Below are 21230 nucleotides of genomic sequence, written 5' to 3'. Positions count from 1 at the left end.
GTGACCACACACGCGGAGCAGCCCTTCGACTGGTCGGGCGTCCAGCTGCACGTCGTCACCGGCAAGGGCGGCACCGGCAAGTCCACCATCGCCGCGGCGCTCGCCCTCTCGCTGGCCTCGACGGGCAAGGACGTCCTGCTCTGCGAGGTCGAGGGTCGCCAGGGCATCGCCCGCATGTTCGACGTCGACCCGCTGCCCTACGAGGAGCGCCGGATCGCGCGCGGGCTGCCGGTCGGTGACGTGGCGCCCGGCGCCGTACACGCCCTGCACATCGATGCGGAGTCGGCCCTCCTCGAATACCTCGCGATGTACTACAAGCTCGGCCGCGCCGGGAAGGCGCTCGACCGCTTCGGCGTCATCGACTTCGCGACCACCATCGCGCCGGGCGTCCGCGACGTGCTCCTGACCGGCAAGGTCTACGAAGCCGCGCGGCGCAACGCGCGCAACAAGAAGGCCCGCGCCTACGACGCGATCGTGCTCGACGCCCCGCCGACCGGGCGGATCACCCAGTTCCTCAACGTCAACGGCGAGCTCGCCGGGCTGGCCAAGGTCGGTCCGATCAAGACCCAGGCCGACACGGTGATGACGCTCTTCCGATCGCCCAAGACGCTGGTGCACCTCGTCACCGTGCTCGAGGAGATGCCGGTCCAGGAGACGGCCGACGGGATCAAGGAGCTGCGGGCAGCCCAGCTCCCGGTCGGCGCGGTCATCGTCAACCTCGTCCGTGCCCGCGACCTCGGCCAGGCCGACCTCAAGGCCGCTCGCACGGGCACCCTCGACCGCGAGAAGATCACCGCCGACCTCCAGGCGGCCAAGGTCGACGTCACCCACGAGATGGTCGACGCCCTGGTCCTCGAGGCCCGCGACCACGCCGAGCGTCGTGCCCTCGAGGACGCCCAGCGCGCCATCGTGAGCGCGCTCGACGTTCCCCACTACGAGCTTCCCCGCCTGGCCGACGGCGTCGACCTCGGCGGGCTCTACGAGCTGGCCGCCCAGCTGAAGGACCAGGGACTGGCATGACCACCCACCGCCCACGCGTCGGCCCGCTGGCCGCCACGACCGAGCGTGCCCCTCGCCTCGACATCGACGCCCTGATCGACGACCCCGCGACCGGGATCATCGTCTGCTGCGGCTCGGGCGGCGTCGGCAAGACCACCACCTCCGCTGCCCTCGCCCTGCGTGCCGCCGAGCGCGGGCGCAAGGTCGTCGTGCTGACCATCGACCCGGCCCGCCGGCTGGCCCAGTCGATGGGGATCGAGGCCTTGGACAACACGCCCCGACCGGTGCCACTTGCGGTGGTTGAGGAGGGCGCCCAGCGCCCGTCACGAAACCAAGGTGGCTCCCTCGACGCCATGATGCTCGACATGAAGCGCACCTTCGACGAGGTGGTGCTCAGCCAGGCCAGCCCCGAGAAGGCGAGGGCGATCCTCGACAACCCCTTCTACATCGCCCTGTCCAGCTCGTTCTCGGGCACGCAGGAATACATGGCCATGGAGAAGCTCGGCCAGATCCACGCCCAGGCCCAGCTGGACGGCAGCTACGACCTGATCGTCGTCGACACCCCGCCCTCGCGCTCGGCGCTCGACTTCCTGGACGCGCCGGAGCGGCTCAGCAGCTTCCTCGACGGCCGGTTCATCCGGCTGCTGCTGGCTCCGGCCCGTGGCCCGGCCAAGCTGATGACGGCCGGCGTCTCGATGATCACCAACGCGCTGACCAAGATCCTCGGCGCCCAGGTGCTGCGCGACATGCAGACGTTCGTGGCCGCCTTCGACACGCTCTTCGGCGGCTTCCGCCAGCGGGCGCAGAAGACCTTCTCGTTGCTGCAGGCCGACGGCACGGCCTTCGTGGTGGTCGCTGCTCCCGAGCCGGACGCGTTGCGCGAGGCCGCCTACTTCGTGGAGCGGCTCACCGAGGACGAGATGCCGCTCGCCGGTCTCGTCGTCAACCGGGCCAGCCCGCCGCTGTCGACCGTGTTGTCGGTCGAGGAGGCGACGGCCGCCGCCGACCGGTTGGTCGCGACCGAGCCCGACTCGACCACCGCCGGACTGCTGCGGCTGCACGCCGACCGTGCGCGCATCGTCATGCGCGAGGCACACCTGCGCGAGCGCTGGTCCACCGAGCACCCCGGCGTCGCGACGGCAGTCGTGCCGGCGCTGTCGACCGACGTGCACGACCTCGAGGGCCTGCGGCGGATCGGCGACCTGCTCGCCGAGGGGTGACCCGGGACGGGTGACCCGAGAGGGCGCTGCGAGGAGTCAGACGTTGACGGGGTTGTTGACGTGCTCGTTGCGAGCCGACTCGAGGACGTTGCGCCAGGAGGCCTGCGGCCGACGGCGCAGCAACGCACGGCGCTCACGCTCGGTCATACCGCCCCAGACACCCCACTCGATCTGGTTGTCGAGCGCCTCCGCGAGGCACTCAGTGCGCACGGGACACGAAGCACAGACCTGCTTCGCCTTGTTCTGCTCGGCTCCGCGCACGAACAGCGCGTCCGGAGTGTCCTGCTTGCACGCCGCTCGCGGCGCCCAGTCCTCAACCCACATGATTTTCCGCCATCTCGTCGGGCTCCCGATGGTCGCCCCCATAGCGACCACTCCTCGACCCTCGATGACCGTATGCAAGAAGCAGTGATTGATGAATGCACCTTCTGGCTAAAACTGATGGTCCGATATGACTAGACCAGATGGTCAGCCGTGCGTTCGAACGCCTGCCAACGGCTGGTGAGGTGTGGTACGGCGAATGGGCCGGTCTGGTCGGCTCCCGTACTCTGGTGGCCATGCCGACGCCCGATCGCAGGCCCTCTGTCCTGTCCCACCTCGCTGTCATGGGCGCCGTGGCCGCGATCCTGGGCGTTCTCGTCGCCGGCCTCGCCATCCCGTTCGCCGGAGTCCTCGGCGTCGCCGCGAAGGACGTCAGCAAGGGCATGGTCAACCTGCCCGACGAGCTCGAGGCCAAGGAGCTGGCGCAGAAGACACGCATCTACGACGCCAACGGCAACCTCATCGCCTCGCTCTACGACCAGAACCGCATCAACGTCGGCCTCCAGCAGATCTCGCGCAAGATGGTCGAGGCGATCGTCTCCATCGAGGACGACCGCTACTACCAGCACGGTGCCCTCGACATCCGCGGCACGATCCGCGCCTTCGTGACCAACCAGGCGAGCGGTTCGGTGCAGGGCGGCTCCTCGATCACCCAGCAGATGGTCAAGCAGACGCTGCTCAACCAGGCGGAGTCGAAGGAAGAGGCGGCCGCGGCCACCGACGACACCTACGCCCGCAAGCTGCGCGAGCTGCGCTATGCCATCGCCTTCGAGAAGAACTACACCAAGGACTGGATCCTCGAGCGCTATCTCAACATCGCCTACTTCGGCGACGGCGCCTACGGCATCCAGGCGGCTGCCCAGCACTACTTCTCCAAGAACGCCAAGAACCTCAACTACCTCCAGTCCGCGACGCTGGCGGGCCTGGTCAAGAACCCGACCGGCTACGACCCGACCAACTCCCCCGAGCGCTCGATCGCCCGTCGCAACGTCGTGCTCGACCGGATGGCGACGCTCAACGTCATCCCCCAGGAGCAGGCCGACAAGCTCAAGGAACAGCCACTCGGCCTGAAGATCCAGCCGTCCCCCAACGGCTGCCAGCAGTCCCGGGCGCCGTTCTTCTGCGACTACGCCGTCAACTACCTCCTCAAGGACAAGTCGCTCGGCGAGACGCTCAAGGACCGCAAGCGGCTCCTGCAGTCGGGCGGCCTGACCATCCACACCACGCTCGACCTGGACTACCAGGAAGGCGCCGACGCGGCCGTCTCCAACCACGTCAACCCGACCGACCAGGCGATCGGCGGGCTGGCGATGGTCGAGCCCGGCACCGGCTACGTCAAGGCGCTCGCGCAGTCCCGCCCGATGGGCAAGGACAAGGAGGCGGGCCAGACCTACCTCAACTACGTCGTCCCGCGGAAGTACGGCGACGCCAACGGCTTCCAGGCCGGCTCGACGTTCAAGGCGTTCGTCCTGGCCGCGGCGATCAACCAGAACATCCCCCTCAGCCAGTCGATCTTCTCCCCGATCAAGATGGACATCCCGGACTCCTCCTTCGAGACCTGCGACGGCCCCTACATCGGCGACGGCGGCTGGTCGGTGTCCAACTCGACCGGCGGCGACCAGGACTACAACCTCTACACCGGCACCCAGCTGTCGGTGAACACCTTCTACGCCCAGCTCGAGGCCCAGACGGGCATGTGCGAGCCCATCCAGCTGGCGCAGAAGATGGGCATCACCCTGCCCGAGGAGCAGCAGGTCCCCTCCTGGGTCCTCGGCGTCTCCGACACCGACCCGCTGACCATGGCCGAGGCCTACGCCACCTTCGGCGCCCGCGGCCTGCACTGTGACGCGCTGCCGGTCACCCAGGTCCTCGCCTCGGACAGCAGCACCGTGAAGGACTACAGCACGACCTGCGAGACGGTGATGCCCGGCGTCACCGCCGACGCGGTCAACGACGTGCTCCGCGGCGTGATGGAGCCCGGTGGCTTCGGCCAGAACATCGCGATCGACAAGCCCTCGGCCGGCAAGACCGGGACCAACCAGGGCAACATGTCGGTGTGGTTCGTGGGCTACACCCCGCAGATCGCCACTGCCTCGATGGTGGCCGGCGCCAACTCGCTCGGCCACTGGGTCAGCCTCAACGGCCAGTACGTCGGCGGCTCCTACATCGGTGAGGCGTTCGGTTCCACCGTGGCCGGCCCGATCTGGGGCGAGGCGATGGACGCCATCTCCGACAAGCTCGACTACGAAAACTTCCGCGCCCCGGCCGGTGACGAGATCGCCGGCGTGCTGACCGCCGTCCCCGACGTGTCAGGCCTGAGCCTCAAGGCCGCCCGCGCGGCCCTCGAGACCGCCGGCTTCGAGACCTCGCTCGGCGGCTACCTCAACTCCACGATCGCCAAGGAGGCCGTCGTGTCGACCTCTCCGGCAGCCGGCACCTCGCTCGGCTCCGGCGACACGGTCGTGATCTACCAGTCGACCGGCTACGTCCCGGCTCCCCCGCCCCCGCCCCCGACCAACACCGGCGGCAAGAAGGGCGGCGACGGTGGGGGCGACGGTGACGGTGGCGGTGGCGGTGACGACAAGGGCAACAACGGGAACGGCAAGGGCAACGGCAAGGGCAACGGCTAGCCCCTAGCCCAGCTGGCGGCGGACCTCCGCGGCGACGGCCCCGCCGTCGGCGCGACCCTTCACCTGGGGCGTGACCACGCCCATGACCTTGCCCATCGCGCGCATGCCCTCGTCGGCGGCGCCGGTCTGGGCGATCGCAGCGGTGACGAGCTCGGCGATCTCCGCCTCGGTGAGGGGCGCCGGGAGGTAGTCGGCGATGACCTCACCCTCGGCCACCTCCTTGGCGGCCATCTCCGTGCGCCCGCCGTCCGCGAACGCGACGGCCGCCTCGCGGCGCCGCTTCGCCTCGGTGGACAGCACGCCCAGGATGTCGTCGTCGGAGAGCTCGCGCTGCACCTTGCCCGCCACCTCGGCGTTGGTGATCGCGGTGAGCACCATGCGCAGAGTCGAGGAGCGGACCTCGTCGCGCGCCTTGATCGCGGTGGTCAGGTCGGCACGCAGACGGTCCTTCAGAGCACTCATGGGACCCATTGTGGCAGCCTTGCCACGTGCCCTCGCCCGAGTTGTTGCGTAGCCCCGTCGGCCTGACGTCGGCCGTGGGCCTGGGTGCAGGCCTGGCGCTCGCGTCGTACGCAGCCTGGGAGGCCCGGCAGTACACCCTGCGCGAGGTCACCGTGCCGATCCTGCCTGCCGGCAGGCAGGCGCTGCGGGTCCTCCACCTCAGCGACATCCACATGGCCCCCGACCAGCGGGCCAAGCAGGAGTGGCTGCGCTGGCTGGCCGACCTCGCCCCCGACCTGGTGATCGACACCGGTGACAACCTGGCGCACATGCGCTCGGTGCCGGTCGTGCTCGACTCCCTCGGGCCGCTGCTCGACCTGCCCGGCATCTCGGTCTTCGGCTCCAACGACTACTACTCACCCGGCTGGCGCAACCCCCTGCGCTACCTCCTGCCCGACCGCGGCCATCGCAACACCGACACCGCGCAGCTGCCCTGGCGCGAGCTCAAGGCGCGCTTCTCCGACCGCGGCTGGCTGCACCTGTGCAACGAGCGCGCCCGCATCACGGTCGGTGGCACGACGATCGCGCTGGCCGGTGTCGACGACCCCCACCTCGACTACGACGACCTCGCGGCCGTCGCCGGGCCCGCCGATCCGGACGCCGACGTGCGACTGGGGATCACGCACGCGCCGTACCTCCGCGTCCTGGACCAGTACGCCGCCGACGGCTACGACGCCGTCATCGCCGGCCACACCCACGGCGGCCAGGTCTGCCTGCCCGGCATCGGTGCACTGACGACCAACTGCGACCTGGAGCCGGCCCGCGCCAAGGGCCTGCACCGCCACCCTGCCGACTCCGCGCCCGGCGATCCGGGCTCCGCGTGGCTGCACGTCTCGGCCGGGATCGGGACCAACCCCTACGTCCGTTTCCGGGTCGCCTGCCGGCCCGAGGCCACGCTCATGACACTGATACCGAAGGCCTGACGGGCCCGATTTCAGGGGCCCCCAAACGCTCGGGTATGCTCGCCGTGCTTCGCAGCCGCTCGTCGATTGCGACAGCGGATCGGGGTGTGGCGCAGCTTGGTAGCGCGCGTCGTTCGGGACGACGAGGCCGCAGGTTCAAATCCTGTCACCCCGACCAAGTAGGACACCCGGATCCACGGAGACGTGGGTCCGGGTGTTCTGCGTCGGAGGCGCTACTCCTCGCCGCTGACCCGGGCGGTCAGCGTCCGCAGCGTCACCTGCAGGTCGGTGAACTCCTGCTCGCTCAGCCCCATGGCCGCCTTCATGTCGCACTGGATCCGGTCGCCGTGCCGCCGCAGCTCGTCGCCCTTGCTCGACAGCGAGACGACGACGAAGCGCTCGTCGGTGTGGTCGCGGTGGCGAGCGATCAGTCCACCGAACTCCATCCGGCGCAGCAGCGGGGTCAGCGTGCCGTGGTCGAGGCGGAGCCTGTCCGCGATCTCGCGCACGGTGCAGCTGTCGCGCTCCCACAGGACGATCAGCACGAGGTACTGCGGATACGTCAGGCCCAGCGCCGCGAGCGTGGGCCGGTAGGCGGCCGTGACGGCTCGCGAAGCGGCGTAGAGGTCGAAGCAGAGCTGGTCCGCAAGAGGTGGAGCCTCGATGTCGGCCATGTGACACATTCTGGCACGCAACGCGTTACCTTGTAGACAAGTTACTTTTGCGCAAGGTATCTGGGGCCGTCTTGCAGATGTGGAGGCACGATGCGCGGACGCACGGCCCGAACCGGGGCAGAGCATTCCCCGGACCCGCTCAACCAGCTGCTCGTGCTCGCCGGCCGTGCCGACGAGGATGCGTTCGCCCAGCTCTACGACGACTTCGCACATCGTGCCTACGGGCTCGCTGTCCGGGTCCTCGGTGACCCGCACCAGGCCCAGGAGGTCATCCAGGACGTCTTCCTCGAGGTATGGCGCAAGGCGGCGCACTTCGACCCGCGCCGCGGCAGCGCGACCGGGTGGATGCTGACCATCACCCACCGGCGAGCAGTGGACCGGGTGCGCGCCAGCAGCGCTGCCCGGCGCCGCGACGACGAGTGGCACGACGCCAGTCCTGCCGTGACCGACGTGGACACCACGTTCGACGAGGCGCAGGCCAACCTGACCGCCGTACGCGTGCGCGCTGCCTTGGACTCCCTCACGCCCGTCCAGCGGCGCGCGGTCGAGCTCGCCTACTTCGGCGGCCACACCTACGCCGACGTCGCCCGCCTCATGCATGCTCCGCTCGGCACCACGAAGTCCCGGATCCGGGCCGCGCTGGTCCGCCTGCGTGACCACCTCGAGATCCCCACCCTCGAGATCGGCCCGGGTTGGGCCTAGCGGTCCTCGGCGTCGTACCCGCCCGGGACGTGGCCCGACCGAGCAGTGAAGGTCCACGCAGGTGCGTGGAGCTTCGGGTCCCTGCGTCTTGTCAGGGCTGAATGTCCACGCAGGTGCGTGGAGTTCCATGACCGACGCGGGCGTGCCGCGACCGCGTGGAGGCTGGCTGCCGCGCCGGTCGCGCGGGTTCTGGCACACTTCGCCGCATGGCTGACAAGGACCCCAAGGGCGACGGCCCTTCGCTCGAGCTCCCGTCGTTCGGTTTCGGTCGCAAGAAGAAGGCCAAGCAGCCGGAGCCGGGCGCACCCGTCGAGGACTCCGCGACGACCGCTCCCCCGGAGCCGGTCGCGGAGCCAGAGCCGACCCCGGAGCCCGAGCCGACCCCGGAGCCCGAGCCGACCCCGGAGCCCAAGACGACCCCGGAGCCCAAGACGACGCCGCAGCCCGAGCCCACCCCCGAGCCGCCCGCGCCGCTCGCACCCGAGCTCGACCCGATCGTCCCCGAGGCTGAGCCCGCGCCGGCCCCCGACCCCGAGCTCGCCGCCCCGGTCGTTCCGCCAGCCTCCGCGGGCAGGCACGAGCCCAGCCCAGAGCCCGAGCCCAGCCCGGAGCCGGTGGCAGCTACGGAGCCCAAGCCGAAGCGCGAGTTCTCGCTGCCGGCCATCCCGGCCCTCCAGGCAGCGCTGGCCGTCGGTGCGTTGATCGGCCTGCTCGCCGTACTCCTGACCTTCGCGTCGCTCAAGCTCTGCGAGGTCGTGCGCGGCACCGACTCGTGCGGCGGGCCGGGCCTGCTGCTGCTGGTCGCGACACTGGTGATCCTGACCTACGTCGGCGGCTGGCTGCTGCGCGGTTTCGGGATCGAGGACCCGGGCAGCACCAGCTTCCTCGCGGTCGGACTGCTCGCCGTGGCGGCGATGCTGTTCTTCCTCGACGTCATCTACAACTGGTGGATGGTCATCGTCATCCCGCTGGTCGCCATGGCGACCTACGCCCTCTCGTGGTGGGTGACCACGAGGTTCGTCGACATCGACGAGTAGCGCTCAGGCGCGGGTCGCCGCGATCAGCTCGGCGATCTGCACGGTGTTGAGGGCAGCGCCCTTGCGCAGGTTGTCGTTGCTGATGAACAGCGCGAGCCCGCGGTTGTCGTCGACACCCTCGTCCTGACGGATCCGGCCGACGTAGGACGGGTCCTTGCCGGCGGCGTGCAGCGGCGTCGGCACCTCGCGCAGCTCGACGCCGGGGGCGTCGGCCAGCAGCGCGCGCGCCTGGTCGGGGGTGAGCGGCGAGGCGAACTCCGCGTTGATCGCCAGCGAGTGACCGGTGAAGACCGGCACCCGGACGCAGATCCCGGAGACGCGCAGCTCGGGGAGGTCGAGGATCTTGCGGGACTCGTTGCGGAGCTTCTGCTCCTCGTCGGTCTCGTTGAGTCCGTCGTCGACGATGGAGCCGGCCAGCGGCAGCACGTTGTAGGCGATCGTCTCGACGTACTTGTTGGGCTCGGGGAACGTCACGGCCGAACCGTCGTAGGCCAGCTCACGGGCCTTCTCGCCGGCAGCGGTGACGCCACCCATCAGCTCGTCGACGCCAGCGACGCCCGAACCGGAGACGGCCTGGTAGGACGACACGACGAGTCGCTGCAGCCCGGCGGCCTCGTGGAGCGGCTTGAGCACCGGCATCGCGGCCATGGTCGTGCAGTTGGGATTGGCGATGATACCCCGGCCAGCGGCCACGACGGCGTCGATCGCAGCCGGGTTGACCTCGGAGACGACGAGCGGGATCGCCGGGTCCTTGCGGAACGCCGACGAGTTGTCGATGACGATCACGCCGGCGTCGGCGAAGGTCTGCGCGAGCGCACGCGAGGTGGTGGCACCAGCGGAGAAGATCGCGATGTCGAGGCCGGTCGGGTCAGCGGTCGAGGCATCCTCCACGGTGACCTCGCGGTCGCCGAAGGGCAGCACCGTGCCGGCCGAGCGGGCGGAGGCGAAGAAGCGGATGTCCCCGGTCGGGAAGCCGCGCTCGAGCAGGATCTCGCGGACTGCGACGCCGACCTGACCGGTGGCGCCGACGATGCCCAGGTTGATGGCGCTCATCGCCCGCTCCCGCCGTACACGACAGCCTCGACCTCATCGGCGTCGAGGTCGAAGGCGCTGTGGGTCGCGCGGACGGCCTGGTCGACCTCGTCCTCGGTGACGACGACGGAGATGCGGATCTCGGAGGTGGAGATCATGCCGATGTTGACGCCCGCCTCAGCCAGCGCGGAGAAGAACTTCGCGGTGATGCCGGGGTGCGAGCGCATGCCGGCACCGATCAGCGAGACCTTGCCGATCTTGTCGTCGTAGAGCAGCTTGTCGTAGCCGACCTCGCCCTGGATCTTGGCCAGCGCGTTCATCGCCGTCTGGCCGTCGGTGCGCGGCAGCGTGAACGAGATGTCGGTCAGGCTGGTCGCCGCGGCCGAGACGTTCTGGACGATCATGTCGAGGTTGACCTGCGCCTCGGAGAGCGCCGCGAAGATGCGGGCGGCTTCGCCGACCTTGTCGGGTACGCCGACGACGGTGATCTTGGCTTCGCTGCGATCGTGCGCGACGCCGGAGATGATGGCCTGTTCCATGATGCCTCCGTCGGTGGGGTCTTCGACGACCCACGTGCCTTCGAGCTGACTGAATGACGAGCGGACGTGGATCGGGATGTTGTAGCGGCGGCCGTACTCCACGCAGCGCAGGTGCAGGATCTTGGCGCCGCAGGCAGCGAGCTCGAGCATCTCCTCGTAGGAGACCTTGTCGAGCTTCTGGGCGGCCGGCACGATCCGCGGGTCGGCGGTGAAGACGCCGTCGACGTCGGTGTAGATCTCGCAGACGTCGGCCTCCAGCGCCGCGGCCAGCGCGACCGCGGTGGTGTCGGTGCCGCCGCGACCCAGGGTGGTGATCTCCTTGGTGTCGGCACTGACGCCCTGGAAGCCGGCGACGATCACGATGTGACCGTCGGCCAGCGCGCTGGTGATGCGCCCGGGCGTGATGTCGATGATCTTCGCCTTGCCGTGCACCGAGTCGGTGATCACGCCGGCCTGCGAGCCGGTGAAGGAGCGGGCGGTGAAGCCGAGGTCGGAGATCGCCATCGCGACCAGCGCCATGGAGATGCGCTCACCGGCGGTGAGGAGCATGTCCATCTCGCGCGCCGGCGGCAGCGGGCTCACCGCACCGGCGAGGTCCAGCAGCTCGTCGGTGGAGTCACCCATCGCCGAGACGGCCACGACGACGTCATGGCCTGCCTTCTTGTTCTCCACGATCCTGCGCGCGACCCGCTTGATGGCGTCGGCGTCGGCGAGCGAGGAGCCGCCGTACTTCTGCACGACAATGCCCACGGTTTGGTCCTCGACGATCTCGGTAGACGACTGCTGCGTCGTGACGCTTCTGACGCGTGGATTCTACCGGGGCGGATCGACCGGGTCGTCCAACATCTCATGGGCGACCGTGAGGGCCTCCACGGTCTCCTCGAAGTCGGTGTCGAACCGGTCGTGCGCGACCACGGTCAGCAGCGCGTTGAGCGCCGCGCCGGCGAGGTTGCCCCAGTTGTTGACGTAGGAGAACTGCCACCACCACAGGGCCTCCTCGACGTTGCCCAGCTTGAAGTGGCGCAGGCCGTTGTCGAGGTCGATCGCGATGGACGTCAGGTCGTCGGAGAGCTGGCTCTGCACGACATCGGGCAGGTAGGGGTCGAACACGAAGCTGTAGGTGTCGACGCTGTCCAGCATCCGCGCCAGCCGCAGCCGCATGTCGTCGATGTCGGCCTCCGGGCCCACGTCGGGCTGGTATTCCTCCCGGGGCTGGAAGTCGAGCTGCGCGCCCAGCCGGGCGCCCGCGAGCAGCACCTGGCTGATCTCGAGCAGCAGCAGCGAGACGGCCTGGGCTCCGTTGCCGCCGCGCGCGATCGCACGCAGCGCAAGCAGGAAGCTCTCGATCTGGTCGGCGATCTGGGCGGCGAACTCGTCGGGGTCCGGCGGCGTCCGCTGCTGTGTGGTCTGGTCAGTCATCTGCTGATCGCCTTCCTGCGAATGCGCGCCCGAGGGTCACTTCGTCGGCGTACTCCAAGTCGCCGCCCACTGGCAGTCCACTCGCCAGCCGCGTCACGCGCAACCCCATGGGGTTGAGCATCCGGGTGAGATAGGTCGCGGTGGCCTCACCCTCGAGGTTGGGGTCGGTGGCCAAGATGACCTCCGTGACGGCACCGTCGGCGAGCCGGATCATCAGCTCGCGGATGCGCAGCTGCTCGGGGCCGATGCCGTCGATCGGCGAGATCGCGCCGCCGAGCACGTGGTAGCGGCCACGGAACTCGCGCGTGCGCTCGATGGCGACGACGTCCTTGTACTCCTCCACCACGCACAACAACGCCGGGTCGCGGCGCGGGTCGCGGCAGATGCGGCACTGCTCGTCCTGGGAGACGTTGAAGCAGATCGAGCAGAACCGCACCTTGTCCTTCACCTCGATCAGGACGTCAGCCAGGCGGCGTACGTCGGCCGGCTCGGCCTGCAGGAGGTGGAAGGCGATGCGTTGCGCGCTCTTGGGTCCGACGCCGGGGAGTCGACCCAGCTCGTCGATCAGGTCTTGGACGATGCCTTCGTACAACGAAGGACCCTAGAAACCGAGCTGGCCGCTGGGCGGCCCGCCCTCAGGGCCACCGAGACCGCCACCGGGGCCGCCACCGAGGCCCTCGAGCCCACCGGCCAGGGGGCCCATGGCCTCGCTGGCGATGGCCTCGGCCTTGGCCTTGGCGTCGCGGTAGGCGGCGATGATCATGTCGCTCAGGTCGGCGAGGTCGTCGGAGTCGGTGCCGTCGAACTGGCCCGCGGTGATGTCGACCCCGAGCAGCTCCCCGACGCCGTTGACGGTGACCGAGACCGCGCCGCCGGCGACCGTGCCCGACACCTTCTGCTCGGTGAGCTGCTCCTGCGCCTGCTGGAGCTGCTCCTGCATCTGCTGCGCCTGCTGGAGCAGGGCGTTCATGTCGAAACCGCCGCCGAGTGCGTCGAAGGGGTTCTGGGTCATGAGGTCTCCCGGTGGGGTGCGGTGGGTGGGGATGTCGTGCTCACGAGTGCTTGATCTCCTCGACGATCTTCGCGCCGAGCGCCTGCTGCAGCAGGGCCGTGCTGTCGAGCCCCTGGGTGTCAGGGGCCGGATCGTCGGGATCTGCCGCCGCATCGGCCAACGCGCGGTGATCGACCGTGGTTCCCGGGTCGGCACCGGTCTCGCGCGAGCGCTCGAGCGCCTCGCGAGCGGCGGTGAGCCCCGTGGAGCCGGCCGGGCCGGGCGAGGCCGGGGGCGTCTGGGACGGGGACGTCTGGGACGGGGACGTCTGGGTGTGGGCCGGCTGGGCCGCGTCGTCGGCTGCCCACGCGGGAGGTGAGTCGGGCGCAGCCGAGGCGGGCTCGTCGCTGGCCCACGCCGGCGCCTCAGCCGGTGGCGGCGTCGGCGCCGCGGGCGCGGTGGAGGACTGCTTCACGACGGGGCGCCCGGCATCGGGCTGCGCGCTCGGGTCGATGATGGCGTCGATGCGCCACTCCGCCCCGACGACGTCGATCGCCGCCTGGCGCAGGATCTCGTCGGAGCCCCCGGCCAGGAACGACTCCTTCGCACCGGCATTGGTGAACCCCAGCGTCAGCGTCTTGGCGTCCACCGCGATCACCTGGGCGTTCTGCGTCAGGTGGATCCAGGTCACGCGGCGCCGGGCCTTGGTCGCCTCGACGATGTCGGGCCACAAGCGGCGTACGTCGACGAGGCTGAGGTTGCTCCCGGCCCCGGTCGCCGCAGGCTCGGGTGTAGCGGGCGGCGCCACCACGGCAACCTGCTCCGCGGGCTGGTCGACGGGCGCGGTCGCCTCGACCGGCGGCATCGGTTCGTCGGCCGGCTCGTCGGAAGGGCCGTCGTCGAAGCGCGGCGGGGCGAACATCGGCTCGTGCTCGCCGTGCTCGACCGGAGCCGGCGTCGCCGTCGGCGGCTGGGCGGACCCGGCGGGCTGGGCCGGAGCCATCGCCGCCGGCTGGGCGGTCGGGGCGGGTGCGGCGGGCGCCGGGGTGGGGGTCGGGGCAGGTGCCGCCGGGGCAACCTGGTTCGGGGCGGGCTCAGCCGGCGCGGGCGACGCCGCAGCAGCAGTGGGACGGGCGGGTCGGTCGGCGGGCGTGCTCACCGCACCCGACACGTCGAGACGGCGCTCGATCCGGTCGAGCCGGGCCATCACGCCGTCGCTGGTGTCGTCGGCGCCCGGCAACAGGACCCGCGCGCAGATGAGCTCGAGGAGCAGGCGCGGCGCGGTGGCGCCACGCATCTCGGTCAGCCCGGACGCGACGATGTCCGCGGCACGGCTGAGCTCGACCGCACCGAAGCGGGCGGCCTGGGCGACGAGGCGCTCGCCGGCGTCCTGGGGCACGTCGAGCAGGCCGGAGGCGGGGGCCTCGGGCACCGCAGCCACGATGACGAGGTCACGGAGCCGGCGCAGGAGGTCCTCGGTGAACCGGCGCGGGTCGCGACCGGTCTCGACGACCTTGTCCACGACGCCGAAGACGGCCGCACCGTCGACAGCGGCGAAGGCGTCGACCACCTCGTCCAGCAGGGTCTCCGGCGTGAAGCCGAGCAGCGCGGCGGCCAGGTCGTAGGTGACGCCCGCGGATCCGGCGCCGCCCATCAGCTGGTCGAGGACCGAGAGGGTGTCGCGAGCCGAGCCACCACCGGCGCGCACGACGAGCGGCAGCGCGGCCGGCTCGATTGCGACCTTCTCCAGCTCGCACAGCTGGCTGAGGTAGTCGGAGAGCTGGCGCGGCGGGATCAGCCGGAACGGGTAGTGGTGGGTGCGCGAGCGGATCGTCGGCAGCACCTTCTCCGGCTCGGTCGTGGCGAAGATGAAGCGCAGGTGGGGCGGCGGCTCCTCGACCAGCTTGAGCAGGGCGTTGAAGCCCTGGTTGGAGACCATGTGGGCCTCGTCGATGATGTAGATCTTGTAGCGGTCGCGCACCGGGGAGAAGAAGGCCTTCTCCCGCAGGTCACGCGCATCGTCGACACCACCGTGGGACGCCGCGTCGATCTCGATGACGTCGATCGAGCCGCCGCCGCGCCGGGCCAGCTCGCGACAGCTGTCGCACTCCCCGCACGGGTCGGCGATCGGCGCACGCGCGCAGTTGAGCGCGCGGGCCAGGATCCGGGCCGAGGTCGTCTTGCCGCAACCGCGCGGTCCGGAGAAGAGGTAGGCGTGGTTGACCCGGTCGTTCGCGAGCGCGTTTCGCAGCGGCTCCGTGACGTGGTCCTGACCGATGACCTCGGCGAACGTCTCGGGCCGGTAGCGGCGATACAGCGCCAACGGTGACTGGGGGGACTCCACGACCTGAACCCTACGCACCGGCACCGACAGCGACCACAGGGGAACGACCGTGGGTTTCGTGACGGCTCGCGCGTGCTGTCGCTGCGCTCCCACGGGCTCGGACCTCGGGGCATGAAAAGGCCCCCCACGCACCCGACAGAGCTCGTCTGCCCTTGCTGCCTTCCGGCCCTGGGGGAGTTCAACAAGATGCCGCCACGTGGGGGGTTGGCGCAGAGTCTAGGTGAGGCGCCCGGCTGCGCCCAACCGGGCCCGCCCGGCGCCGTACGACGCGATCGAGGCACTCGATTTCACGCGCTGTCAACCGACCGGTACGCTCCTCGGCGGAGGATTCGCCTAGTGGCCTATGGCGCTCGCTTGGAAAGCGGGTTGGGTGTGAAAGCCCTCAGGGGTTCGAATCCCCTATCCTCCGCCAGTGGTAAACTGCGTCTGACCTGGGCCTTCTTGGTCCAGGTCAGAGTGCTTTGTCGGCTCATGTGCTGAAATATGTGCTAAGCCTCATCGAGATGTGCTGCAAAGCGATTCACCGCGGCCTTCTGCATCGTCGGTGTGACGTGGCTGTAGATGTTCATCGTCGTGGTGATCGTGGAGTGCCCAAGGCGCTCTTGAACGACCTTTGGGTGCTCCCCGAGTTCGAGCAGCAAGGTCGCGTGCGTGTGCCGGAGGCCCTTGAGAGTGACTCGCGGCAGTTCGTCTATCTCGGCCTGCGCCCCCTGGACGCGGGAGGTCCAGCGCCGGCTGACCTCGTTGGGCGAACGGATTTCGCCCGCGTTGTTGCCAAACACGTAGGCATCCGCGCGTGCGAGGTTCAGCGAAATGGCTCCCCGCTGCGCCTTGTACGCCTTGAGAACGGCGAGGGTGTCGGTGTCGAGGTCGAGGACTCGCGCTGATCCTGTCTTGGTGGTCTTCGCCTTGTTGCGTGTGGTCACATCGGCGGCCCGCCTGATGCCGAGCCTGCCAGTGGTGAAGTTCAGATCGCCCCAGCGCAGGGCCAGCGCCTCGGAGCGACGCATGCCGGTGTAGGCGATGGTGCGCCACAGCGGGAAGAGTTCGTCATCGAGCTCGCCGTGGTTCCAGGCCAGGAAGGCGTGGAGCTGCTGGCCGGTCCAAGTGATGATCTCCGGCTTCTGCGCGCGCACCTGGCTCGCGCTGGGTGGGTTGACGGCGCGCTTCTTCTTGGCGGGGTTCAGCAGGATTAACCCGTCATCGACGGCGGCGTCGAGCATCGCGGCGAGCAGGACGTGGACCTTGGAGACGGTATTGGCCGACAGTGGCTTCCCGTACCCTGGTCTGTCGCGACGGCCGGAGGTCTCGAGCTGTCGGTAATGGGCCGCGATCCTGGTGGCGGTGAGCTTGTCAAGCTGGACTGCGCCGAGGTAGGGCGTGACGTGGTTGCGGATGATCCTCTTGTAGCCCTGGATAGTGGAGTTCTGCAGCCGCAGCCCGGCTATCCAGTGTTCGGCGTACTCGCCGATGGTGGGGGCCTTGGCCTGGAACCGCGCGTTGGACTTCTTCTTCGTCAATGCCTCTGCGAGTACTCGTTGTGCCTCGTCGAGGCTCTTGAAGCCGCCGCGGGTGAGCCGTGTGTCGCCGAGCTCGGGCCGCTCGGGGTCCTTGGGGATATAGATCTGGAACTTCCAACGCTGGCCGCTCTGCGTTTCGTACGACGTGATCGATCCGGCGTGCCGGGACCGTGAACGCCGGACCGGCTTCTCGGACATGTTAGGCCCACCCGTCGGCCGTGTCGTCACGAGGGGCGGGCAGGGCATCGGGGTCGAGCGCGAGGAGCCGGACGCGAGCAGCGTCGCGTCGCGAGCGCAATGAGGCCGAGCGCTCCTCGTAGGTCCCGCGGTGCATCTGGGTGCCCTGGCCGTCCTCGGCGTACTGCATCATGAGGTTGTCGTAGTAGTGGATGGAGCTGACCGCGGAGTAGTACTCGTCCTTCCAGTAGCGAGCGAGGTCCTCGGTGGTGAACTTGGCCTGGCCCCGGACCCACGCCCGGATCTCCTCGTGGTTGAACTGGCCGCTGGGCACGCCAGTTGGCGGCGAGGCATCCTCGGGTGGGGCCAGCAACTCCGCCGGCGTCGTCTGCAGGATATAGGCGAAGACGGTCAGGTCATCGACGTCCACTCGCCGATCGCCGTTCTCGATCTTGCTCAACGCCGACGTCGACATCGCACGTCCGGTCTCCTTGACCCGCTCGGAGAACGTACGCAGGTCCATGCCGATCGCGTGCCGCGCGTTGCGTACGTTGGCCGCTACCTGCGCATTCGTGCTTCCAGCCGGGTTTCCTCGCTGACGTTGCTCCATATAGGAAACGTACATCGTCACACTTGAAACATCAAGCGCGAACGTGTACAGTCGAAGACCTCCACAGGACGCGTGGCAAAGGGAAATCGACATGAGAGCAGCGACCATGACCATCGAGACGCTCCGCAACGCGCCCAGCTTGGTCATCACCCGCACTGACGCCGCAGCAGCCCTCGGCGTTGACCCTCGGACGGTTACGGCCGGTATCGAGAACGGCACGATTCCCTCGGTCAAGCTCGGCCGCCGAGTGCTGATCCCACGGGAGAAGTTCCTCAAGCTCTTCGACCCCGACGATTGACTCGCGCCTGGCGAGTCGATCAAGGAGGAAATCGCACGCGCCCGTCAGATGCGAGTTTTGGTGGTTCGAGCTCACGTGTGCGTCCCCGAGTAGTGGCGGTCCGTGCCGCGTGGGCGGAGAAGAAGACCCTCGCCCCCGCCGCGCCGAAACTGACAGCGAAGAATTCATGGTGTCACAGGTGGTGGCCCCGGAGGAAGGTGCCCGCGGGCTTCCATCGGTCGCCGTCGCAGGGCGACCGCATCGCGTGAAAGGCGCGCGCGTTCTATGTCCACTCGGGGTCAGTTTCTGCATGGCTCCTATTCGTCCTCGGAGTGAGCGCCACGGCTGATAGCGAGCAGCTGGCGCGGGTGACGTCTCAGCCATGAGCCGCTCACGGAGGTCCTTCACGAACTCAGTCCTGGCCGTGAAGGGCGATACGGCGCGTAGAGCCGCCACTACTTGGAGCAGCTGCGTGATCTCGTGGTCGACGTGCTGATCGCCGAAGAGTTGCGTAGACCGACCCGTTTGGCTCTCGTGCCACGGCGTGCGGAAGTGAGTTAGATTCCGCGGCACCACCACCTGGCACAGGTTGCAGTGGGGGTGTGTGCGTTCGTCCACGCCGGGAGATTAAGGATTGGAATGGCGACGGAAACCGTCTACCGGGGAGTAGCCCGCCCGTCGGACGCACTGCTTGGGCCGTCCTGCGTCTCGCGTGAAAGTCAGGTCACAGCCCAGCGACAGCGGGGTCGATTTGGTCGCCTGGTCGCCAACGGCCCAACCGAACTCTAAGTTGCCGACGAACGCTAGAACTGTGTCGGTCGACGTAGCTACGGACCGAATAGGGGCTGTGTCCCGTGTGGAGTGGTGTAGATCGTCCGCGTGATTCTGCGGGAGGATCAGGCTATGCGCTCTGCACGTCGGGTGTCGTGGTCGCCTCTTGGACCGGTGTCGTGTTGATCGCCAGCACGGTGGGTGCCGGCGGGGTGAGTTGGGCCATGGATCCCTCGGAGAGGTAGCGGCGCTCGGCGACCTGCCACTCGTCGTGGGCCTCGATCAGCACACGGGCCGAGAGCCTGAGCAGGGCGGCAGCGTTGGGGAAGATCCCGACGACGTCGGTGCGGCGTTTGACTTCCTTGTTGAGCTGCTCGATAACCGATTGGTGGACCAGATCTTGCGCCAGTGGGCCTCGGGGGGTCGGCGAACGCGGTGATCTCGGACGGTCGCAGACATAGCGAAGGTCTCGACGATCTCCTCATCCAAAGGTCGATGCCTTGGACCTTCGAGGTCCTGCTGCTCGGCAGCACGACGAACTTGTCGCCGGCCTGCGGTGACGATCAGAAATGCTCATCGATTCGATCGGCCGGCCGGCGGTCAGGGCACGGTGATCGAGGTTCTCGTTGCGATCCAGTTGGGGATTTCGTCCAGGGGCATGGGTGTCGCGATGAGATAACCTTGTGCGGCCTCGCAGCCGAGCCTCTGGAGAGCGGTGTAGGTCTGTGAGTCTTCGATTCCCTCGGCGACGCAGGACATCCCGAGGTCGCGGCCGAGGTCGATCACGGATCGCACGATTGCGGCGTCGTCGTCGTTGTGGAGCATCGTGGTGACGAAGCTGCGGTCGATCTTGATTTGGTCCACGGGTAGGCGCCTCAAGCGGGACAGGGAGGAGAAGCCGGTCCCGAAGTCATCGATGGATACCTTCACCCCGAGCGATGACAAGTCTTGGAGGACGCGGCTGGCCGTGTCGGTGTTGGTGAGCAGGGCGCTCTCGGTTATTTCGAGGACGAGGCTGTCCCCGGGCAGGCCGCGAAGTGTCAGGAGTTCCTCGGTCAGGTCCCGCAGATGGTCGTCCCCGAGCGTACTCGGGGGCACGTTGACCGATATGTGGAGTTGTAGACCTGAGGCGCGCCAGCGGGCGAGTTCCTTGAGGGCGGCGTTCAGCACCCATGCCGTCATCGGGCCATCCAGGCCGGTCTGCTCGGCCAAGGGTACGAAGGCGCCCGGGGACAGTAGGCCGAGGCGGGGATGGTTCCAGCGCACGAGCGCCTCGACGCCTATCACCGTGCCGTCGCTGAGTCGCACCTGTGGTTGGCCACACAGGGTCAGCTCGCCGCGTCTTATGCCCGTTTGAAGGTCTGCGGCGAGTCTGAGTCGTTCGGGGGTCGCGGTGTCGAGCTCGGGCGCGTAGCGCTCGAAGGGACGGCCGGTCCGACAGGCGAGCCGCATCGCGATGTCGGCGTGGCGTAGCAGGTCCCGTCCCGTGGCACCGCGAACGTCGCTTCCCGCGGCTAGGCCTGCGGAGCCCCTTACGACGACCTCGACATCGCTCAACAGGAATGGACGCCTGAGCGTTTCGAGCAGGGCAGACGCGGTTTGGGTACTTGATCTCCGGTTGCTCCCGGTGGGCAATAGAACGGCGAACTCGTCGCCGCCGACTCGCGCGACCACACCATCGGCCCCCGTGGCAGCTTGCAGCCGTCTTCCTATCTGCGCGAGAAGTTCGTCACCGTGGTCGTGGCCCAACGCCGCGTTCACCGCCTGGAGGCCGTGCACGCTCATGCAGATCACCTCGACCGAGCAGGAGCGGCCGAGCCGCTCGGTGACGCAGTCCAGCAGCAGCTGACGGTTGGGCAGGTGGGTAAGCGAGTCATGTTGCGCGTCGTGTCGCAGACGCTCGATCAGCTGGGCCGTGTGCAGCTTGGCTGCCGTCTGGCGTGCGACCATGTCTAGAAGTCGGACATCCTGGTGACGGAAGGGACGTGAGGTCCCGTTTCGGTCGATGGAGATCACCAGTTCTTGTCCCGCGGCCAGGGGCGCGGACGCCACCACTGTGCGGTGGTTCGGTGCTAGTCCACGCGTTTTCGGTACGTTATCGCGGTCGATAGATGTCTGAACGGGGCTCCGACCCGGGTTTGTGCGGACCTGGAGCAGCCGGGTGTCGTCTTTTGAATCGGGCAGGTAGACCTCTGCCCGTGGGGCGACGAGCATCACAGTGACGGCGTCCAGTGCGGTGGAGAGGATCGAGTCGACATCGGGCGTGGACGCCAGTCTCTCGCCCAGTTTGTGTAGTGAGGCGAGGTTGCTGTGCCGCTCGGCGAGCACCCAGGAGAACCACATCAGCGTGAGCAGACCTGCCAGGGACACTACGAGCGGCGCCACCGCGGCGGAGCCTGTCAAGAATTCTGTGTAAGGGGCCGGTCGGTGTTCACAGGTGGGGTTCGATTCGGTCGGGGTAGACCAGGGTGACCTGTAACCGGTTTCCCGGACACCGATGCTGAGGCGAGAATCGTCTCGGAGAGGAGTCCGTTATGCCGGCACCCAAGGACCCGGAGTTCCGT

The 21230-nt window shown here is 68.7% G+C and carries 19 protein-coding genes, 2 tRNA genes, 1 other RNA gene and 1 pseudogene; 9 read left to right on the top strand and 14 right to left on the bottom strand.

What is annotated here, in order from left to right:
- A complete protein-coding gene (locus C9J87_RS00110; protein WP_232819789.1) occupies nt 1–1020 on the top strand; it encodes an ArsA-related P-loop ATPase in 1020 nt (339 codons plus the stop codon).
- Nucleotides 1017–2219, top strand: coding sequence for an ArsA family ATPase (locus tag C9J87_RS00105; protein WP_107704425.1), 1203 nt, complete (start codon nt 1017–1019; stop codon nt 2217–2219). Before C9J87_RS00110 ends, C9J87_RS00105 begins: the two co-directional genes overlap by 4 nt.
- 36 nt (nt 2220–2255) lie before the next feature.
- On the opposite strand, the gene C9J87_RS00100 is transcribed toward C9J87_RS00105, so the two are convergent.
- Nucleotides 2256–2543, bottom strand: coding sequence for a WhiB family transcriptional regulator (locus C9J87_RS00100; RefSeq protein WP_107704424.1), 288 nt, complete (start codon nt 2541–2543; stop codon nt 2256–2258).
- Between the two features lie 233 nt (nt 2544–2776).
- Between C9J87_RS00100 and C9J87_RS00095 the strand changes: the two genes are divergently transcribed.
- Nucleotides 2777–5170, top strand: coding sequence for a penicillin-binding protein (locus C9J87_RS00095; RefSeq protein ID WP_036491832.1), 2394 nt, complete (start codon nt 2777–2779; stop codon nt 5168–5170).
- A 3-nt stretch (nt 5171–5173) separates the two neighbouring features.
- On the opposite strand, the gene C9J87_RS00090 is transcribed toward C9J87_RS00095, so the two are convergent.
- Nucleotides 5174–5632: a GatB/YqeY domain-containing protein gene (locus C9J87_RS00090; RefSeq protein WP_010831278.1), complete on the bottom strand. Its 459-nt coding sequence runs from the start codon at nt 5630–5632 to the stop codon at nt 5174–5176.
- A 26-nt stretch (nt 5633–5658) separates the two neighbouring features.
- Here C9J87_RS00090 and C9J87_RS00085 point away from each other — a divergent pair, with 26 nt between their 5' ends.
- Together C9J87_RS00085 and C9J87_RS00080 are read left to right on the top strand one after the other, a co-directional pair.
- Nucleotides 5659–6594 carry a metallophosphoesterase gene (locus C9J87_RS00085; RefSeq protein ID WP_232819788.1) on the top strand — a complete coding sequence of 312 codons (936 nt, stop codon included), beginning with the start codon at nt 5659–5661 and terminating at the stop codon, nt 6592–6594.
- An 80-nt stretch (nt 6595–6674) separates the two neighbouring features.
- Nucleotides 6675–6751, top strand: a tRNA-Pro gene (locus C9J87_RS00080).
- 55 nt (nt 6752–6806) lie between these two features.
- Here C9J87_RS00080 and C9J87_RS00075 read toward each other — a convergent pair.
- Entirely contained in the window at nt 6807–7247 is a 441-nt protein-coding gene (locus tag C9J87_RS00075; protein ID WP_107704423.1) for a MarR family winged helix-turn-helix transcriptional regulator, read from the bottom strand.
- A 90-nt stretch (nt 7248–7337) separates the two neighbouring features.
- Between C9J87_RS00075 and C9J87_RS00070 the strand changes: the two genes are divergently transcribed.
- On the top strand, nt 7338–7949 hold the full coding sequence (locus tag C9J87_RS00070; RefSeq protein ID WP_107704422.1) for a sigma-70 family RNA polymerase sigma factor: 612 nt from the start codon (nt 7338–7340) through the stop codon (nt 7947–7949).
- A gap of 206 nt (nt 7950–8155) precedes the next feature.
- Nucleotides 8156–8986 (top strand): ABC-2 transporter permease, encoded by an 831-nt coding sequence (locus tag C9J87_RS19850; protein ID WP_198652181.1) that lies wholly within the window; start codon nt 8156–8158, stop codon nt 8984–8986.
- A gap of 3 nt (nt 8987–8989) precedes the next feature.
- Here the strand turns inward: C9J87_RS19850 and C9J87_RS00060 are convergent, their stop codons facing one another.
- The 7 genes from C9J87_RS00060 to ffs all read right to left on the bottom strand — a co-directional run bounded on the left by C9J87_RS00060 (nt 8990) and on the right by ffs (nt 15517).
- Nucleotides 8990–10039, bottom strand: coding sequence for an aspartate-semialdehyde dehydrogenase (locus C9J87_RS00060; protein ID WP_107704421.1), 1050 nt, complete (start codon nt 10037–10039; stop codon nt 8990–8992).
- The gene (locus tag C9J87_RS00055; protein ID WP_036489941.1) at nt 10036–11307 is read right to left on the bottom strand and encodes an aspartate kinase; all 1272 of its coding nucleotides are present in this window, start codon (nt 11305–11307) and stop codon (nt 10036–10038) included. The genes C9J87_RS00060 and C9J87_RS00055 overlap by 4 nt, the downstream gene beginning before the upstream one ends.
- Before the next feature lie 63 nt (nt 11308–11370).
- Nucleotides 11371–11976: a DUF5063 domain-containing protein gene (locus C9J87_RS00050; RefSeq protein WP_010831271.1), complete on the bottom strand. Its 606-nt coding sequence runs from the start codon at nt 11974–11976 to the stop codon at nt 11371–11373.
- On the bottom strand, nt 11969–12568 hold the full coding sequence (gene recR, locus C9J87_RS00045) for a recombination mediator RecR (RefSeq protein ID WP_010831270.1): 600 nt from the start codon (nt 12566–12568) through the stop codon (nt 11969–11971). The genes C9J87_RS00050 and recR overlap by 8 nt, the downstream gene beginning before the upstream one ends.
- A 9-nt stretch (nt 12569–12577) precedes the next feature.
- Nucleotides 12578–12988 carry a YbaB/EbfC family nucleoid-associated protein gene (locus C9J87_RS00040; protein WP_107704420.1) on the bottom strand — a complete coding sequence of 137 codons (411 nt, stop codon included), beginning with the start codon at nt 12986–12988 and terminating at the stop codon, nt 12578–12580.
- A gap of 40 nt (nt 12989–13028) precedes the next feature.
- Nucleotides 13029–15311 (bottom strand): DNA polymerase III subunit gamma and tau, encoded by a 2283-nt coding sequence (locus C9J87_RS00035; protein ID WP_198652179.1) that lies wholly within the window; start codon nt 15309–15311, stop codon nt 13029–13031.
- Between the two features lie 115 nt (nt 15312–15426).
- Nucleotides 15427–15517, bottom strand: an RNA gene (gene ffs / locus C9J87_RS00030) — signal recognition particle sRNA small type.
- A 116-nt stretch (nt 15518–15633) separates the two neighbouring features.
- On the opposite strand from ffs, the gene C9J87_RS00025 reads away from it, so the two are divergent.
- Nucleotides 15634–15723 (top strand) — tRNA-Ser (locus tag C9J87_RS00025).
- Nucleotides 15724–15799: 76 nt separating this feature from the next.
- Here the strand turns inward: C9J87_RS00025 and C9J87_RS00020 are convergent.
- Nucleotides 15800–17029, bottom strand: coding sequence for a tyrosine-type recombinase/integrase (locus C9J87_RS00020; RefSeq protein ID WP_198652177.1), 1230 nt, complete (start codon nt 17027–17029; stop codon nt 15800–15802).
- Between the two features lies 1 nt (nt 17030).
- On the bottom strand, nt 17031–17618 hold the full coding sequence (locus C9J87_RS19545; RefSeq protein WP_157953071.1) for a helix-turn-helix domain-containing protein: 588 nt from the start codon (nt 17616–17618) through the stop codon (nt 17031–17033).
- A 106-nt stretch (nt 17619–17724) separates the two neighbouring features.
- Between C9J87_RS19545 and C9J87_RS00015 the strand changes: the two genes are divergently transcribed.
- Nucleotides 17725–17916: a helix-turn-helix domain-containing protein gene (locus C9J87_RS00015; protein WP_198652175.1), complete on the top strand. Its 192-nt coding sequence runs from the start codon at nt 17725–17727 to the stop codon at nt 17914–17916.
- 880 nt (nt 17917–18796) lie between these two features.
- Here C9J87_RS00015 and C9J87_RS00010 read toward each other — a convergent pair.
- Both C9J87_RS00010 and C9J87_RS00005 read right to left on the bottom strand, forming a co-directional pair.
- A pseudogene (locus C9J87_RS00010) lies at nt 18797–19109 on the bottom strand (transposase); the annotation flags it as partial.
- Nucleotides 19110–19266: 157 nt separating this feature from the next.
- Nucleotides 19267–21069 carry a putative bifunctional diguanylate cyclase/phosphodiesterase gene (locus C9J87_RS00005; RefSeq protein WP_157953070.1) on the bottom strand — a complete coding sequence of 601 codons (1803 nt, stop codon included), beginning with the start codon at nt 21067–21069 and terminating at the stop codon, nt 19267–19269.
- Between the last annotated feature and the right edge of the window lie 161 nt (nt 21070–21230).

Origin of the sequence: Nocardioides allogilvus, from assembly GCF_003047285.1 — a bacterium.
Lineage (GTDB): Bacteria > Actinomycetota > Actinomycetes > Propionibacteriales > Nocardioidaceae > Nocardioides > Nocardioides allogilvus.
This window is presented reverse-complemented; position numbering and strand designations above follow the sequence as displayed.

Bases quoted from the DNA above. Each gene is read 5' to 3' on its own strand.
- C9J87_RS00095 (WP_036491832.1), top strand. From the start codon at position 2,777: ATGCCGACGCCCGATCGCAGGCCCTCTGTCCTGTCCCACCTCGCTGTC.
- C9J87_RS00050 (WP_010831271.1), bottom strand. From the start codon at position 11,976: ATGACTGACCAGACCACACAGCAGCGGACGCCGCCGGACCCCGACGAG.
- C9J87_RS00090 (WP_010831278.1), bottom strand. From the start codon at position 5,632: ATGAGTGCTCTGAAGGACCGTCTGCGTGCCGACCTGACCACCGCGATC.
- C9J87_RS00020 (WP_198652177.1), bottom strand. From the start codon at position 17,029: ATGTCCGAGAAGCCGGTCCGGCGTTCACGGTCCCGGCACGCCGGATCG.
- C9J87_RS00075 (WP_107704423.1), bottom strand. From the start codon at position 7,247: ATGGCCGACATCGAGGCTCCACCTCTTGCGGACCAGCTCTGCTTCGAC.
- C9J87_RS00070 (WP_107704422.1), top strand. From the start codon at position 7,338: ATGCGCGGACGCACGGCCCGAACCGGGGCAGAGCATTCCCCGGACCCG.
- C9J87_RS00100 (WP_107704424.1), bottom strand. From the start codon at position 2,543: ATGTGGGTTGAGGACTGGGCGCCGCGAGCGGCGTGCAAGCAGGACACT.
- C9J87_RS00040 (WP_107704420.1), bottom strand. From the start codon at position 12,988: ATGACCCAGAACCCCTTCGACGCACTCGGCGGCGGTTTCGACATGAAC.
- C9J87_RS00060 (WP_107704421.1), bottom strand. From the start codon at position 10,039: ATGAGCGCCATCAACCTGGGCATCGTCGGCGCCACCGGTCAGGTCGGC.
- C9J87_RS00105 (WP_107704425.1), top strand. From the start codon at position 1,017: ATGACCACCCACCGCCCACGCGTCGGCCCGCTGGCCGCCACGACCGAG.
- C9J87_RS19850 (WP_198652181.1), top strand. From the start codon at position 8,156: ATGGCTGACAAGGACCCCAAGGGCGACGGCCCTTCGCTCGAGCTCCCG.
- C9J87_RS00015 (WP_198652175.1), top strand. From the start codon at position 17,725: ATGACCATCGAGACGCTCCGCAACGCGCCCAGCTTGGTCATCACCCGC.
- C9J87_RS19545 (WP_157953071.1), bottom strand. From the start codon at position 17,618: ATGGAGCAACGTCAGCGAGGAAACCCGGCTGGAAGCACGAATGCGCAG.